Origin of the sequence: Microcoleus sp. AT9b-C3, from assembly GCF_036705485.1 — a bacterium.
Lineage (GTDB): Bacteria > Cyanobacteriota > Cyanobacteriia > Cyanobacteriales > Microcoleaceae > Microcoleus.
This window is the reverse complement of sequence record NZ_JAUBUR010000047.1, coordinates 24,780-39,805: the sequence shown is the minus strand read 5'-3', so window position 1 is coordinate 39,805 and position 15,026 is coordinate 24,780. Positions and strand designations below refer to the sequence as shown.

General features: G+C 45.4%; 18 protein-coding genes and 2 pseudogenes. 8 read left to right on the top strand and 12 right to left on the bottom strand.

Annotated elements, in window-relative coordinates:
* Positions 1–212: 212 nt before the first annotated feature.
* On the bottom strand, positions 213–452 hold the full coding sequence (locus tag QUB77_RS27925) for a hypothetical protein (protein ID WP_333179871.1): 240 nt from the start codon (positions 450–452) through the stop codon (positions 213–215).
* 14 nt (positions 453–466) lie between these two features.
* Positions 467–670, bottom strand: a pseudogene (locus QUB77_RS31880) (ISKra4 family transposase); the annotation flags it as partial.
* Between the two features lie 464 nt (positions 671–1,134).
* On the opposite strand from QUB77_RS31880, the gene QUB77_RS27920 reads away from it, so the two are divergent.
* Positions 1,135–1,878: a hypothetical protein gene (locus tag QUB77_RS27920; RefSeq protein WP_333179870.1), complete on the top strand. Its 744-nt coding sequence runs from the start codon at positions 1,135–1,137 to the stop codon at positions 1,876–1,878.
* On the opposite strand, the pseudogene QUB77_RS27915 reads toward QUB77_RS27920, so the two are convergent.
* Positions 1,860–2,937: pseudogene (locus tag QUB77_RS27915) on the bottom strand (ISKra4 family transposase). The gene QUB77_RS27920 and the pseudogene QUB77_RS27915 sit on opposite strands and share 19 nt — an antisense overlap.
* Before the next feature lie 101 nt (positions 2,938–3,038).
* Here QUB77_RS27915 and QUB77_RS27910 point away from each other — a divergent pair.
* Positions 3,039–3,404: a hypothetical protein gene (locus QUB77_RS27910; RefSeq protein WP_333179867.1), complete on the top strand. Its 366-nt coding sequence runs from the start codon at positions 3,039–3,041 to the stop codon at positions 3,402–3,404.
* A gap of 70 nt (positions 3,405–3,474) precedes the next feature.
* Here QUB77_RS27910 and QUB77_RS27905 read toward each other — a convergent pair whose 3' ends face one another.
* The 3 genes from QUB77_RS27905 to QUB77_RS27895 all read right to left on the bottom strand — a co-directional run bounded on the left by QUB77_RS27905 (position 3,475) and on the right by QUB77_RS27895 (position 5,280).
* Positions 3,475–3,609 carry a hypothetical protein gene (locus QUB77_RS27905; protein WP_333179865.1) on the bottom strand — a complete coding sequence of 45 codons (135 nt, stop codon included), beginning with the start codon at positions 3,607–3,609 and terminating at the stop codon, positions 3,475–3,477.
* A 342-nt stretch (positions 3,610–3,951) separates the two neighbouring features.
* The gene (locus tag QUB77_RS27900) at positions 3,952–4,722 is read right to left on the bottom strand and encodes a methyltransferase domain-containing protein (protein WP_333179863.1); all 771 of its coding nucleotides are present in this window, start codon (positions 4,720–4,722) and stop codon (positions 3,952–3,954) included.
* A 69-nt stretch (positions 4,723–4,791) separates the two neighbouring features.
* The gene (locus tag QUB77_RS27895; RefSeq protein WP_333179860.1) at positions 4,792–5,280 is read right to left on the bottom strand and encodes a GNAT family N-acetyltransferase; all 489 of its coding nucleotides are present in this window, start codon (positions 5,278–5,280) and stop codon (positions 4,792–4,794) included.
* Between the two features lie 111 nt (positions 5,281–5,391).
* Here QUB77_RS27895 and QUB77_RS27890 point away from each other — a divergent pair, with 111 nt between their 5' ends.
* The 3 genes from QUB77_RS27890 (at position 5,392) to QUB77_RS27880 (ending at position 7,869) form a co-directional block, all read left to right on the top strand.
* Positions 5,392–6,279 carry a LysR family transcriptional regulator gene (locus QUB77_RS27890; RefSeq protein WP_333179858.1) on the top strand — a complete coding sequence of 296 codons (888 nt, stop codon included), beginning with the start codon at positions 5,392–5,394 and terminating at the stop codon, positions 6,277–6,279.
* A 190-nt stretch (positions 6,280–6,469) separates the two neighbouring features.
* Positions 6,470–7,396: a geranylgeranyl diphosphate synthase CrtE gene (gene crtE, locus QUB77_RS27885; protein ID WP_333179856.1), complete on the top strand. Its 927-nt coding sequence runs from the start codon at positions 6,470–6,472 to the stop codon at positions 7,394–7,396.
* A gap of 14 nt (positions 7,397–7,410) precedes the next feature.
* Positions 7,411–7,869 (top strand): divergent PAP2 family protein, encoded by a 459-nt coding sequence (locus QUB77_RS27880; RefSeq protein ID WP_333179854.1) that lies wholly within the window; start codon positions 7,411–7,413, stop codon positions 7,867–7,869.
* A 53-nt stretch (positions 7,870–7,922) separates the two neighbouring features.
* Here QUB77_RS27880 and QUB77_RS27875 read toward each other — a convergent pair whose 3' ends face one another.
* The 4 genes from QUB77_RS27875 to QUB77_RS27860 all read right to left on the bottom strand — a co-directional run bounded on the left by QUB77_RS27875 (position 7,923) and on the right by QUB77_RS27860 (position 10,330).
* Entirely contained in the window at positions 7,923–8,426 is a 504-nt protein-coding gene (locus QUB77_RS27875; protein ID WP_333179852.1) for a YbjN domain-containing protein, read from the bottom strand.
* Between the two features lie 176 nt (positions 8,427–8,602).
* Positions 8,603–9,508, bottom strand: a complete 906-nt coding sequence (locus tag QUB77_RS27870; RefSeq protein ID WP_333179849.1) for a ferritin-like domain-containing protein — start codon at positions 9,506–9,508, stop codon at positions 8,603–8,605.
* 310 nt (positions 9,509–9,818) lie between these two features.
* On the bottom strand, positions 9,819–10,052 hold the full coding sequence (locus QUB77_RS27865) for a hypothetical protein (protein ID WP_333098786.1): 234 nt from the start codon (positions 10,050–10,052) through the stop codon (positions 9,819–9,821).
* Positions 10,049–10,330, bottom strand: a complete 282-nt coding sequence (locus tag QUB77_RS27860; protein WP_333179847.1) for a hypothetical protein — start codon at positions 10,328–10,330, stop codon at positions 10,049–10,051. Before QUB77_RS27860 ends, QUB77_RS27865 begins: the two co-directional genes overlap by 4 nt.
* Positions 10,331–10,451: 121 nt before the next feature.
* On the opposite strand from QUB77_RS27860, the gene QUB77_RS27855 reads away from it, so the two are divergent.
* Positions 10,452–10,892, top strand: coding sequence for a hypothetical protein (locus QUB77_RS27855; RefSeq protein ID WP_333179844.1), 441 nt, complete (start codon positions 10,452–10,454; stop codon positions 10,890–10,892).
* Positions 10,893–11,003: 111 nt separating this feature from the next.
* Here QUB77_RS27855 and glnA read toward each other — a convergent pair whose 3' ends face one another.
* Complete coding sequence (gene glnA, locus QUB77_RS27850) at positions 11,004–12,425, bottom strand: type I glutamate--ammonia ligase (protein WP_333179841.1); 1,422 nt, start codon at positions 12,423–12,425, stop codon at positions 11,004–11,006.
* Positions 12,426–12,765: 340 nt separating this feature from the next.
* Here glnA and apcB point away from each other — a divergent pair, with 340 nt between their 5' ends.
* Positions 12,766–13,275, top strand: coding sequence for an allophycocyanin subunit beta (gene apcB / locus QUB77_RS27845; RefSeq protein WP_333179839.1), 510 nt, complete (start codon positions 12,766–12,768; stop codon positions 13,273–13,275).
* A gap of 239 nt (positions 13,276–13,514) precedes the next feature.
* Here the strand turns inward: apcB and QUB77_RS27840 are convergent, their stop codons facing one another.
* Complete coding sequence (locus QUB77_RS27840) at positions 13,515–13,754, bottom strand: hypothetical protein (RefSeq protein WP_333179837.1); 240 nt, start codon at positions 13,752–13,754, stop codon at positions 13,515–13,517.
* 222 nt (positions 13,755–13,976) lie between these two features.
* Here QUB77_RS27840 and QUB77_RS27835 point away from each other — a divergent pair, with 222 nt between their 5' ends.
* Positions 13,977–14,909 (top strand): TlyA family RNA methyltransferase, encoded by a 933-nt coding sequence (locus QUB77_RS27835; RefSeq protein WP_333179834.1) that lies wholly within the window; start codon positions 13,977–13,979, stop codon positions 14,907–14,909.
* Positions 14,910–15,026: the final 117 nt, after the last annotated feature.

Below are 15,026 nucleotides of genomic sequence, written 5' to 3'. Positions count from 1 at the left end.
CAGCTCCGAGTTAACCATTTTTCTTCATTTTACATCATCTTGCATTTGTCTCACATTTATTTGAAATGACTATAGTTCTATCTTGTCATAGACGGATTGCAATTTTTGGGCTGCGACACTAACTGTTTCTGAACACTGGGGACAACTTTTGATTTGAGCGATAATGATTTGGTCGGGGTTGGGATGTAGGTGTCTTCCCCCTCCTGGTCTGCCTACGCTGTTTTGTCTTTTAACTCCTTCTGTTTTCGATGGCTTAGGCTTGATGTTGCGCTTGAATCATGCATGATGGTGGAGTGCTTGAATTCGAGCTGGTTTTGGCGGGAGATGAGTTGGGTTTTGATTCGGAGCGTGTCTAATGCTGCCCGCAGTTTTTGGATTTCCTGCCAACGCTCTACTATCAAGGCGTTTTTGGCCTCATCCGATAGTTGTTTTAGGTCAGGGAGTTTTTTCATTCCTCTATCTAATTTCTATCTCGTCCTCTTGTCAAGGGGTTTGAGCAATTACAAAAAAAGCTACCTAGTTCTGTATCCACTTCTTCTAACATTTTATTACGGACTAATTTTTATATATTTTCAAAACTTTCTAACTCGGTCGGCTCGGTATTTCTGTAAAGAATTTCTGCGGCCGCTTTTAAGTGGGCTTTTAACTGTTGTTGGTCTGAGGGTGTCATTTTCTTTGCCTCCTCTTTATTTTACGATTTTACTAGCTTTTTTATTTTAACCCTTTTTTGACATATTCGCAAAAGTGAGATGCACCCAAGGCTTGAGTTTCTAGGATTTCGGTAAATATGGCTTAGGCAGACACCGACTTTTATCTACGAAAATGCTCTGTAAAACGCAAGGCATATCCGGTGAAAAACCCCGTTTCTTTAATTACTCTGGGGGAGTTCTCGTAAACAACCCTTTGACCAATTAAAAATCGGCTTTCTGTCCTTGTGGTCTATCCTAGGGGATAGATTTTTTTTGTTTAATCTTAATTTCTGTATCCTGCCATACAACTGCTGCATTTGGCGGGCAAATTTTATACATATTTTACCTAACACTTTGTTCAAAACTCTCAGTAGGATTCCGGCTGCCGTAGCGGCCTTAACGATAAATGAACAAGAGTGTTTGAGCTCTTGGAGAGCATTTTTTCATGTACGATATTACCTTATTTACCCTGCAAGACATGGCTAAATGCAGCTTAGTCCTGCCACACTTAGGTAGAAATACTGCTAGTATGGAAGCCAGCAGCCAGAAGATTGTTAACTATATTTACCAACATTTTTGCGATTCGCAAACAGGAGAAAATACCTGTGCCTTAGTGCGTTTGTTCAAAACTCATCCCTACGGGGAATTAGAAGACTCATTGCAAGAATCCGCCCGCGGCTTAATGAAGGGCAATTCCCCCGCCGCCGACATGAAATGTTGGACTCTGCTAGCAGCCGCAGGGACAAAACCGCAGTGGAATTCTCGGCACACAGCAGCAGAAAATACAGCTATTCCATTAGTTAGCACAAAATTAGTGGCTCAAATGCCGGCGATTTCGGAAATAATCCGGCAGTTCGGTTTAGATATTCCTACATTCCTCGGAATTGAGCGAGAAAGGTTCCTGCAATTAGAGCCGGCAGTATTAAATATTTTTTATGTATCAGAGGCAAAAGGCAGCCCCTTTATTCCTGAGCAAAATTCTTTAATTCTTCCCTATAATGTCAAGTCTGTCTTGGGATTTGGGGGACTTCTGCCGTCAGGAAGTTTGTTTGCGGTAATGATGTTCCTGAAAGTTAAAATTGCCCAAAGCAGGGCTGAAATGTTTAAAGATTTGGCACTTAGTGTCAAAACAGCATGGGAGCATGTCACTTTTGCAGTGAGCAATTATACTCATGCAGTTTTTACCTGATTACCAATTAAGCCGTTTAAGTAAGCACAACGATGAGCTAATACTTGTCCCACATGTTCTGATTTCCAACTCGCTCCTGATATTTTAATTCGTCTGCCTATTTGCTTAATGCCTGATTCTACCGCTCCTGAACCAATTGAACAGATGCCATCAAGAGAAAGAGTTTCATAGTTGATAATCCTTTTTTTGTGCTTTTCTAAATATTTGCAAAAATTCACTGCTGATTTTTTCTTGAGCTTTGTAAATAGAGCTGCCGCACTCTCTACATTTCCTTTCCACAAGTATGCTTCTGCTTGCTTAACTCGCTTAATTGAACCGCCTACTTTCTGAAGATTTTCGTTGAGATGGTACCAATCCAGAATTTCTCTTCTCTGGTGTTCACTACTGATTTCCTTAAATATATTCCATACTCCATCATGTCCATCACCGTCTGACAAGTTACAGGTTTGGCTAGTGGTTGTTTATTTGCCCAATTAATGATGATATCATTTTGATTAAAACTAGCCAATATACCAGCTTCCGACACAATTGCTTTATAGTCTTTCCATTCAGATTTTTGTCCTCTATGTACCCGAGCGTCGTACTTTTCCACCATCTGCACTTAGCTCTGAAATATCTTCTGTTGATATCGGTTCACTGAAGTCTTGATAATGTACTAATATGAGTTGTGTTTTAGACGGAACAGTCACCCCCGTTAGATACTTAATATCTTGGGCGGCCTGCTTATAAGCAACATTGGCACTTAGTCTTAAGCAACAGTTTTCTAAATGTGGACTCAACCTACTAGCACTACCACAGCCTAGTTTATCTGCTTGCTTTTGGGTGATACTTAAATTACCTAGGGTACTTTTTAAAGTCTTGACTCTTCCGGCTTTTGTACCACTAGCTGAGCAGATAAAAAAAGCCGATATGTGGTGTCACATGAGTCAAAACTTGGTCTCTGACTGCAAGTTCAATATCTTCTAATGTCTGCAAGGAATCAGGATTAGAATCATCATAAAGGATGGCAGAAATAGCATCTAGATGTGTTTTAATTGCCTGTTGTTGTTCAGGTGTCATGATTATATCAAGTGGGAAGAGATGATAATTATTCCCTATTATACTGATGAGCGGCAAAAAAGTCATGGTGGGGCTCACCAGTATTTATACTCATCGCAAAAGTGACACGCTCCCAAACAGCATTGTCCCTTCCCGACGAAAAAAGTGTTTTTGAATATTCAGAAAAGCCTACAACCTTTGTTACAAATAACAATAATTGCGAAACCCAATTACTTGAAGATCAAGTAGCTACTCTGATGCAATTGCTGGACTTCTCCGAACAAGAAATGTTGAGACAAGCAGCCCGGTTTCAACAGATTATTGACAATTTACAGCGCGAACTTGCCGAACACAAAAATAAGGAACAAGGTTTGAAAGTAAGCCAAAATTCATTTACAGGCATCCTCAATATTCCCAATGATGCTATTTTACAAGTCGAGGAAAATCACGGAATTCAGCGTTTTAATCAAGGGGAAGAACAGATTTAAACTAAGGTCTGTATTTAGCAACCCGGTTTATCCATGAAACCGAGTTGTTGCGGTGTTTGCAGATACGAATTTACGATCGCACATTTGCCCGATCGAGTTTTTCGCTATCAACCAACTTACAAATGGCTAGCGGCGCGCCTTGCTGCGAGAAATTGGTTGCACTGGCGAGAAGGGCTAAACGCTTTGAGCCTAACTTTTGTAGCATTTGCTATTTCCTTAAGCCTTAGTTCGTTTTTGCTTCCCGCTCCCTATGGAAGAGCCAGCTTAGATTATTATTTGTTAAGGAAGAGTCTATTTTGGTTGAGGCTAAGTATCATGCCAACAATATTTTTTATTGGGCCGGCTTACCCCTACAAATATGACTGTAAAATTCAACATCCGAAAAGCCTGAGTCGTAAGTTTTTGGCAGGGGAGAATTGATGGGCCTCTACACAAAAGCGCAGTTACAATAGGAAAAGAAAATAACTGCTGGGACTAACGTGCGGCGCGATGGGGATACTGAGTGAACGAAGGCTACAAATCTCCCCGATTTGAAGCCTTATATTTGTCAATAGAAATTTTTGACAGCAACAACGCGAATTCGGCGATAATCTGCAATCCAATTACCATCGCGGTACAGCGTCGGCCGCAAACGTTCTTCAACTGCGTTAATTACCTGCGATCGCACATCCTCAGACAATCCCGAAAAAAACCCGCCAGCAAACATCTCAATCCAATTTACCATACCCGCGCTGCCACCTTCTAGGGGAGTCGGTCGATCGAACAAAACGGCATAACCCACATCAAATCCCTGTTTTTCCAAAAGCCCAGCATACTCGCCAATACTCGGAAAATACCAAGGATTAAGCGCTTCCGGCTCCTGGCAGCCAATTTCTGACAAAACACTCAAAAGTGCGCGGACGATCGCCCCTACGTTCCCCTTACCTCCAAACTCAGCCACAAAACGCCCTCCCGGCTTCAGTGCTTTTTCCACACAATTAATCACAAGATCCGGCTGCTTAATCCAGTGCAAAACCGCATTAGAAAACACAGCATCTAACGGCTCTTCTACTTGAAAAATTTTTGCATCTGCGACAGAGAAGTTAATGTGAGGATAGTTATTTTTTGCCGCAGAAATCATCGACAAAGAGGAATCAATACCTTGCACAAAAGCACCCGTTTGAGCAATCTTTTCAGTTAACTGTCCCGTACCGCAGCCCAAGTCCAGAATTTGTTCACCAGCCTGCGGAGCCAGTAACTCCACAATTGATTCACCGTACTGCCAAACAAAAGCATGATTTTTCTCATAAAGGGCCGAATTCCAAGAATTTTCTGACATCTCTTCTCTTTTTTCCTCTTCTCTTTTCTTCTCTTCACGTTCTTCGCGCCTTCGCGGTTCGTTATTAAATTATTTGCAAGCAAGTAGATTAATTGAATTCTCATCCATACGGCAAACCCTAATATTTTCCAAAATCCGCGCTCCCTGCTTTTCATAAAAAGCAATTCCCGGCGCATTGCCAGTATTAACAGTCCATTCAATTCGCCCGCAATTTGTGGACTCAGCAATTTTTGCCAAATACTTTAACAGCGCTGTCCCGACTCCCATACCGCGCATAGGAGCTTGCACAAATAAATCATCAAGCCAAAGGCAAGGCTGCGTCAATAAACTTGAATAAGACGAATGAAAAAGAGCAAATCCTACCGCTTTTCCCGCAACTTCTGCCAACAAAACCCGCACTAGCGGAGGCTGGCAAAACAACGTTTGCTGCAATTTATCTGCTGTTGCTGCTAAGAAATTTTTAGATCCATCAAACTCGCTTTTTTGCGAAATAAAATCCACGATTAATTCCAAATCTGCCAGCTCTGCTTCTCTAATTTTGATATCCAAGTTAGCCATTGTTTAATTCTCAATTTCGCCTATTAATCACTGTATGAAATATCATCATCAATGTCCAATATATGTTTAACTAACTACTTATACTTTTAAAATATAAATGATTGGAGAGCTATGGAACTTCGGCATTTGCGTTATTTCATTGCAGTTGCAGAGGAACTGAATTTCACTCGTGCAGCCGAAAAACTGCATATTGCCCAACCTCCGCTGAGCCAACAAATCCAGCATTTAGAGGCAGAGTTGGGGTTTCAACTGTTTCGCCGCACCAAGCGGACGGTGCATTTAACGGCAGCAGGACAGGTTTTTTTCGAGGAGGCTGGGAAAATTCTGCAGCAAGTCGATCGAGCAATTCAACTCGGCCGACAAACCAGTCGGGGCGAACTCGGACAACTGACGATCGGCTTTGTGAGTTCGGCAGCACACAATGTGGTTCCAGCGATTTTGCAAGCCTTTCGCACTCGGTGTCCCGCCGTCAAGCTCGAACTGCACGAACTGACCACAAACGAACAGTTGCAGCGGCTGGGGTTCGGGCAAATTGATATCGGCTTCGTGCGCCCTCCGGTTGAGGAAGAGGGGATAAATTCTGAAATCGTTTTCCGAGAACCGCTGATCGTGGCATTGCCAGAAACGCATCCGGCGGCAGATCGCACGCATCTTCAATTACGCGAACTTTCCACCGAACCGTTCATTTTATTTCCGCGATCGCAGGCTCCGGGATTGTACGATGCTATCGTCAGTCTTTGTCAACAAGCAGGTTTTAGCCCGATCGCGGCTCAAGAAGCAATTCAAATGCAAACCATTGTGAGTCTGGTAGCCGCCGAGATGGGAGTGGCGATCGTCCCTGAGTCGATGCAAAATTTCCAGCGCAGCGGGGTTGTTTACAAAGCGCTGCCAGAATCAACCTGCATTGTCGCGATCGCTCTGATTTGGCGCAGCGATCCAACGGCGGCGGTGCAGCGCTTTTTGGAAGTCGCCAGACACATCAGCGGATTTGAGATTTGAGATTGTAAATTTTAGATTGACTGGCAATTTGACAAAGTTATCAAAACTCAAAGATTTTCTGTGCAACAACACCCGTAGAATGATTAATTGATGCTCGGAGTTCGAGCAACTACTGCCGTAAAAGTCGGCACAATGCGACCTGAACGGCTCACAATATCCCACATAACTATTCAGTACAAGAGAGCAAGGGATGGTATTGGCAACAGAAATGGGTTCGTCCCAACCGGAATCCTCTTTCGACCTATCTACTTATCTAGTCAATCGAAAAGAGGCGATCGAGGTAGCTCTCGACAGTGCACTCCCGGTCATCTACCCAGAGAAAATTTACGAAGCAATGCGCTACTCGCTGCTAGCGGGGGGCAAGCGCCTGCGTCCGATCCTGTGTCTGGCTAGCTGCGAACTGGCCGGTGGCACTACATCTATGGCAATTCCCACAGCTTGCGCTTTGGAAATGATCCACACGATGTCGCTGATTCACGACGATTTGCCGGCAATGGACAATGACGACTACCGGCGCGGCAAACTGACGAACCACAAAGTCTACGGCGAGGATATCGCCATTTTGGCTGGCGATGGTTTGCTGACCTATGCTTTTGAATTTATCGCTACTAAAACTGAGAACGTACCCCCCCAGCAGGTGTTGCAGACGATCGCCCATTTAGCGCGGGCATCGGGTGCTGCTGGACTCGTAGGCGGTCAGGTGGTTGATTTGGAATCCGAAGGAAAGACAGATGTTTCTTTGGAAACTTTGAATTACATTCACGCTCACAAAACAGGCGCGCTGTTAGAGGCTTGCGTAGTTTGTGGGGCAATTCTGGCTGGGGCGTCTGCTGCGGATTTGCAGCGGCTGTCTCGTTTCGCTCAAAATATTGGGCTGGCTTTCCAGATCATTGACGACATTCTGGATATTACTGCTACCCAAGAAGAACTGGGCAAAACTGCTGGCAAAGATGTTCAAGCAGGGAAAGTCACTTATCCGAGTTTGTGGGGAATTGAGGAGTCTCGGCGCCAGGCTTCGCAGCTTGTTGCTGATGCTAAGGCTCAATTGGCAGTGTTTGGGAGCAAAGCTCTACCGCTGCTGGCTATCGCCGATTTTATTACCAGCCGCAGTAACTAGAAATACCAAACACTATGCAGGAAATTTGCAGCGGCATATTCAACAATCATGTACTCGTGGTTGCTTTGCTCGCTTGTCTCGCGGCTCAGATCATGAAGTTGCCGATCGAGTTGGTCAAAAATCGCAAGTTTAATCTTCAGTATTTGGTAACAACGGGGGGAATGCCCAGCGCTCACTCGTCTTTTGTGGGCGCTTTGGCTGCTGGAGTCGGACAAACGATGGGATGGGAAAGCCCGGATTTTGCGATCGCTGCGATCTTTGCAATTATTGTGATGTATGACGCAGCAGGCGTCCGCCAAGCAGCAGGCAAGCAAGCTCGCATCCTCAACCAAATTATTGACGAGTTTTTTGAAGAAGATCACAATCTTAATGAAGCTCGCCTCAAAGAGTTGTTGGGACACACTCCTTTTCAAGTGCTTGTAGGTTTGGGGCTGGGAATCACTATTGCTTGGCTCGCAGGGCCTGCATATTAGTTAACTGTTAACTGTTAACTGTTAGTTGTTGACTGTTAACTGTTAACTAATGACTACAGACCGAATTCTGCTTGCAAAATATCGTCATTATCATCGGCGATCGTAGCGACAATAGTAATAACCCGAGAAATTTCCCCGGTCGAGATTTCCGCCATCGTCCGAGTCGATACTACGGCAACTTGATTATCAACAATGGCAAAATGAGCTTCTAAAGTAGACAGCCAATTCATTTCTAGAATTTTTCGCATTAATTGAGCTTCATTCTTCGCTGGCAACTGCAGTACAAAAGCCCAAACAGTCAAAGTATCATCTTCGGTTTCGCCGGTGAGTTGCACGAACACTTCGACACTGCCGTACTTGAACTTCCAAAGATGTCCGCCAGCTTCACTTTGACCGACCATCACTTTTTGGTCTACAGCCATGCTGGCGATGACAGTTTCAATTTCTTCTGCATAGGTGACGGCTGTGGCTTTTTCGACCTGCTCGGAGGCGATCGCGCTTTCACTCGATTGGCTTTCTGCGGAAGCTGTTTGTATGTTCGGCTCGCTGTTAGTCATGATTATATTTAGACGGAAAACTATTCCAATAATCAGTTTACTTGCTCAAGCTTAAAATTATGACTTTAAATAACTGGTTCCGAGGCTATGCCTGGGAACCAGTATATCTGGCTTGTTTGCGGAGGCAGACGCAAGTTTGACTTGCAAAGCGGTTTCAACCGGGTTCGCGATCGTTTTTAAGCCTTGGGCTTAGTCGCCGCCGGCTTCTTCTCAATGGTATTCAAGCCGTTGAGGAACATGGGCACCAATTTCTCCATAAATGCCTGCGGGTCGCGGTTCCAGGCGCGCTGAGCTACATCGACTCTGGTCATTTGCAGGTCGGGGGCGAGCAGGGTTCTGGGTAAGCGTTCCATCAGGTATTGCGGGCGTTCCCACATCGGCATGGTGTTGGCAATGTCCACGAGGCGGCTAACGCGGCGGAGTTCTGCCCCCAGCATGATATCCATTCCCGATTCAAAAGCTGCTTGTTCGATCGCCACATACTTGCGCTTTGCCTGTTCCACCTTCTGGCGGTGTTCCGGGCTTTTGTCGGCGATTTGGGCCAGCCAGCGGTTGCCCCAGCGGACATGACCAGCTTCTTCGGGAAAAATCTTTTCGATTGTTTCGCGAATTTTGACATTTTCGTCGGTTTGCGGAGCCTGTTTGAGGGCGTGGATGTGGGCGGAGAAGTATTCGCAGCCCCGCTTCTCAGTGACGTTAATCGCCGCGAGGGAAGAAATTACAAAATCTTCCCGCTCTTTGGTGGGGTCTTGTTGTTCGCTGTCATACAACCTTTCAAATTCGTCAATGTAGGAGACTCCCGGCGGCGTTCCCACATTTTGGCCCAAGTCTACCAGCAAATCTGTCAGCCACATGGCGTGTCGCGCTTCGTCGGAAATGTGCCGGGAGAGGTCGCGCACCAGTTCGGCCGGGTTCCCGTCTAGCTGTTCGATTACGTCTGTGAGGTCTTTGCAACTGCGCTGTTCGCTGTAGCGGTAGCGGTTGATGGTGATCAGGTGAATTTCGCGATCGCGGACTACTTGAGCTAAAATCTCGCGTGCTCCCATTGCGTTGCGAAGCTTGCGGGGATAGGCAACAGTCATGGTTTTATGTTGTTTTGTAAAGATACCTATATAAGTGTAACGCAGTTTTTTCGACAACCCATTACCTCGCAAGGGTGAAAGTTATTGTTTAGCACGGAGATTCAATTTTATACAGAGAATTTTTTTAGTCGATCGACCAACGACAATAGTTTGAAGTTGCGAGTCATACAATTTTAGATTTTAGATTTTAGATTTTAGATTAAAAATGACTGATGATTATCAGGGTTGGGAGCTTTTCTACAGTTAAATTATTTTTTTAAACTGCGATCGCGCAAGGGTTGCGCGGATCGCAGAAAGCAACCTCATACACTCAAAACTTTTCAGGTTCCCTCGAGTCTTGGGTTTCAACACTAGCAGACTCTTGTTGAAATTTTCGTGCCTCTTCTACTTCCAACCTAGCCAGAGTTGTCGCCACATCAGCTAACTGTAAAGCCAGATTCATCCGACAAACCGGGTTTTTTTCCCTCCAGAGGTCTTTTGCCAAGAAATGTACTCGATAGCGAAACATTTTAATTGAATTTGGCGGAGTAACTTTCACGGTCATAGTCTTTCTTCTGTTGAAGTTTGAATGCCCAGCAGCACCCGTTCTAGTTCCAAGTAAACAAATGTCAGCATGATTACTTTATCTTCATCGGTGATTGTAACACTACAAGTTGCCGATCGAGGTTCAACGCCTTCGTGCCTGACAACTACAGTATATTTTCCCTGGTTCAGGTTATCAAAATTCACATCTGCCTCAAACAGATCAACTGTCTCCTCGGCCAGCACTCGTCCTTCTTGAGTCAGTAAAGTGACAAACGCAATGCCGTCAACTGAAGTCATAGCATTATTACTCTGATTGCGGATCATTACAAAAATATCGGACATTGTTTGGTCATTGTTAATTGCTAATTGCTAATTTAGAATGAGTGCAGCACCTCACAAACAAAGGATCATAAATACAGTGAATCATTTCAAGCTTTTGCTAATTTTGACTGCTTTTGCAGCGGTACTCGGTTTGGGAAAAAGTGGGGCGCTAGCTGCTGTCTCAAATATCTCTGAGACAGAGCCTTGTTTACAGCTTCACGGCGTGCGGGTTGCTCAAAGGGACGATCGCAATTTAACGAACTCGAAAGGTACATTAAAAGAAGGCAGTGCCCTCTCTATCGATCCTGATGAAGTTACCGGCATACCAAAAGCTGAGGCGCGACAGCGTTTCATTTTGAATAAGATATATCGGGTTCAGGAAGGCACTACTCCTGACGATTTATTTATTGTTGATGAGAAAGCAAATAAATGGGCTGTAGAGGATGTCTCTGAGGCTACAATGGGCCCTACTACTAACAGCGTTGCTCAGATAGTGTCGGGTAACGGGAGAGTATGGGCGCTGATCCAGCAGTTCTAAACTCCAAAAAAACGCCGCTTTTAAGGGCGGCGTTCTTATTAATTAAAAATCACAGGTTAAAAATGGTATAATCCCAGTTTTAACTTTGAATTTTTAATTATTAATTTTCTTCTAACAGTCGTAGTAGAGAGCAAACTCGTAGGGGTGAGGACGTAGCCGCATCGGGTTGACTTCATTGTCGAGTTTGTAAGAAATCCAAGTTTGGATGAAGTCTTCGGTAAATACGCCGGTTTCAGTTAAGAAACTGTGGTCTTTTTCCAAAGCTTCTAAAGCGCCTTCCAAGGAACCGGGAGTTGAAGGAATTTTGCTCAATTCTTCAGGCGAAAGGTCGTAGATATCCACGTCCAAAGGTTCGCCCGGATCGATTTGATTCTTGATGCCGTCTATGCCGGCGCACAGCATGGCTGCAAATGCTAAATAGGGGTTGGATGTGGCATCGGGACAGCGGAATTCTAACCGCTTGGCTTTGGGGTTGGTTCCCGACAACGGAATCCGCACTGATGCCGATCGATTTCCTTGAGAGTAAGCTAAGTTTACAGGCGCTTCAAAGCCCGGAACTAAACGCTTGTAGGAATTGGTCGTGGGGTTGGTGATTGCCAAAAGTGCCGGTGCGTGCTTGAGAATGCCGCCGATGTAATGCAGTCCCATTTGGCTGAAACCTGCATATTGATCGCCTGCAAATAGAGGTTGGCCGTCTTTCCAAATCGACTGGTGAACGTGCATCCCGGAACCGTTGTCGTTAAACAGCGGTTTGGGCATGAAGGTGATGGTTTTGCCGTATTTTTTGCCGACGTTTTTGATGACGTATTTGTAAGTCAGCAAGTAGTCGGCTGCTTGTACTAGAGTGGCAAAGCGGAAACCGAGTTCGCATTGACCGCCAGTGGCGACTTCGTGGTGGTGTTTTTCGATGGGCACGCCGCATTTTGCCATTGTCAGCAGCATTTCCGTTCTCATATCTTGTGAGGTATCGGTTGGTGCTACTGGGAAATAACCTTCTTTGTAACGCGGTTTGTAGCCGAGGTTGCCGCCTGCTTCTTCTTTGCCGGAATTCCAGCGACCTTCGATCGAATCTACGTAATAGTAGCCGGAATTTTGGGTTTGGTCGAAGCGAACGTCGTCAAAAATAAAGAATTCTGCTTCCGGGCCAAAGAATGCTGTATCGCCCAGACCGGTCGAAAGCAAGTAGTCTATGGCTTTTTGGGCAATGGTGCGAGGACAGCGACTGTACGGTTGGCCGGTGCGAGGTTCTTTGATGCTGCAAATGAAGCTGATGGTCGGTTCTGCCATGAACGGGTCCATCCAAGCGGTGGTCGGATCGATGACCATCGTCATGTCTGATTCGTTGATGGCTTTCCAGCCCCTAATGCTGGAACCGTCGAAGGGTACGCCGTCTGTGAATGCAGTTTCGTCGATTTGGTCGTGGTACAGGGAAAGGTGCTGCCAGATCCCCGGCATATCGATGAATTTTAGGTCAACGATCTGGATGTTATTTTCTTTTATGTAGTTTAAGGCTTCTTGGGGTGTCTGGAACATGACTTACTCCTGATATTGGTTGTGTCTTGGCGATCGGCCGATTTCAGACTGTTTGGGCGATCGTAGGCCTTCAGCATCCACTATTTTGTATCTATGGCTACAAAATTTTGAAATAGGGGCCCACTGCGGCCGGGCAGTTTGAGATTCTTGCCCTGTGGATTATTTTTCGGCTGAAGATACCAGGCAAACGGCTAAATTTTACGACAGTTTGCCACGGATAGACTACCCTTCGTGAAAATCCTATCTCAAATCTTAATCAAACGCCGATTTGTAGTAGTCTACAATAGGCGGTCTGTCTCAGATAGCAAAGTATTGATAAAGATTTTTGGGAGAGAAACTTATGCGCGATGCAGTGACTAGCCTGATTGAAAACTATGATGTTGCTGGTAGGTATTTAGACCGAGATGGTATCGATCGGTTGAAATCTTATTTTGCAACGGGCACGGCACGGGTACAGGCGGCGGCTGCGATTAACAGCAATGCTGCGGCAATTGTCAAGCAAGCTGGTATCCAGCTATTTGCTGAACAGCCGGAACTGATCCGTCCGGGCGGAAATGCCTACACGACTCGCCGTTACGCGGCTTGTCTGCGGGATATGGATTACTACTTGCGCTATGCTACTTACGCCCTGGTGGCTGGAAGTACCGACGTGCTTGACGAGCGCGTGCTGCAAGGTTTGCGGGAAACTTACAATTCTCTAAGCGTTCCCATTGGCCCGACGGTGATGGGGATTGGCATTATGAAGGAGATGGTTAAGGCTCAGGTGCAAGCTGCTGGCTTGTCTGTGGGGCCTTTTTTGGATCAGCCTTTTGATTACATGATTCGCGAATTGAGCGAACAAGATATTTAAGTCAATTTGCTAATTTTTTTAACAGCAAATTGCACTTGTGGCTTGCAGTTAGCAGCAGTTAGATCGATCGCTTTTTTTGGCTTCACAGCCTCCAAGCGATCTTTTTTTATGGGTTATACAATTTTAGATTAAAAATAGTAGATTAAAAATTATAGATTAAAAATTTGAATAATTGGGAATGACTTATGAATTAAGGGTTTGGAGCTTCCCTATAATTGCCTTCTTGTTTGAAACTGGTGCTAAAAATCGTCAACACATCCCCAGACGAGGCATTTATCGAGGGGATTTTTGGTTTGGCCCAGCTCCACTTGTTCGGCGGTTATTGCTTCTACTTCGCCATTGGGGTAAAGAATGTGGATGATGTCACCGCTGACGAAGGCGAGGGGATTTTCTTGACAATTGCCAGGATTTCTGATAGGAAAGTTAATTGTTTTCATAGTCGATCGCCCTGATGGTATTTGTAGCGCTTTTAGCTCCATATAAATCATCCGCTAGTCACAAAAATTATTGTGTGATTCTATGAATGTTGATCAGTGATCCAAATACACAATTAGAGCGATCTCAGTCACATCCTGTGACCTGGGGGCGATCGCCCCGCGACAATCGCAAAACCAAAATAATCGCCAAAAATTAGCAGTGGGGCTTGTGCGTAAGTGCTAATCTGGTACTGTTCTTCACCCTATCCGTACAGATTAAAAACCTTGGCTAAACAGCGACTAGACACATTATTGGTCAGCCTAGATTTGTGCAGTTCCAGACAGCAAGCTCAGGCCTTGATTCGGACTGGGAAAGTCTCTATCAACCAGCAGGTAGTTGACAAACCGGGCACTGAAGTTGATATTACAGCAAAAATTCAGATTAAAGAGCGATCGCGCTATGTTTCCAGAGGCGGCGACAAATTAGCCAAAGCTTTAGAAGTTTTTGCGATTCCCGTTGCAGGCAGAATTTGTCTCGACGGCGGCATCTCCACAGGCGGTTTTACCGACTGTTTGCTGCAAGCTGGCGCAGCCTTAGTCTACGGCATAGATGTTGGCTACGGTCAAGCAGATTGGGGCTTGCGTAACGATCCGAGAGTAATTTTGAAAGAACGCACCAATTTGCGGTACATGACTGCTACTGAGCTTTACGGGGAGTTACCCCCCCCAGCCCCCCCTTATCAAAGGGGGGAGCAAGAGTTGCCCGTGGCAGGTGCTTTGCCAATAGGGGTTTATGCAGATTTGGCGGTAGTAGATGTGTCGTTTATTTCTCTGGATAAAATTTTACCGGCGCTGTGGGAATTGTTGGTACCGCCGCGAGAAGCGGTGTTGCTGGTAAAGCCGCAGTTTGAGGTAGGGCGCGAGAGAGTCGGGAAAAAAGGCGTAGTGCGAGACTCAGCAACTCAAGCCGATGCGATTTTTCAAGTGTGGAAGGCAGCCACAGCTTTAGGATGGCAGCAACGCGGCTTAACGTGGTCGCCTTTACTTGGCCCGGCTGGTAATATCGAGTATCTTTTATGGTTGGGGATCGATCGCGAACAAGAAACAGATCCCAGGGCGATCCTCTTCGAGGGCTGCGCTAACGAAGAGGATGTTGTGAAGGAACGGATCGCACAAGTCACCAAAGCGGCGGCGCGGGAACTTGTCGATCGATTGTAGATTGTAGATTGATTTCAAAAGGTCAAGCTAATCAATTTTAAAAATCAAATTTGGAACTCCAGATTAATCTAAAATTTCAAGTTTTTTTGTCAATCGGACTCCTCAACTTTCACAAGA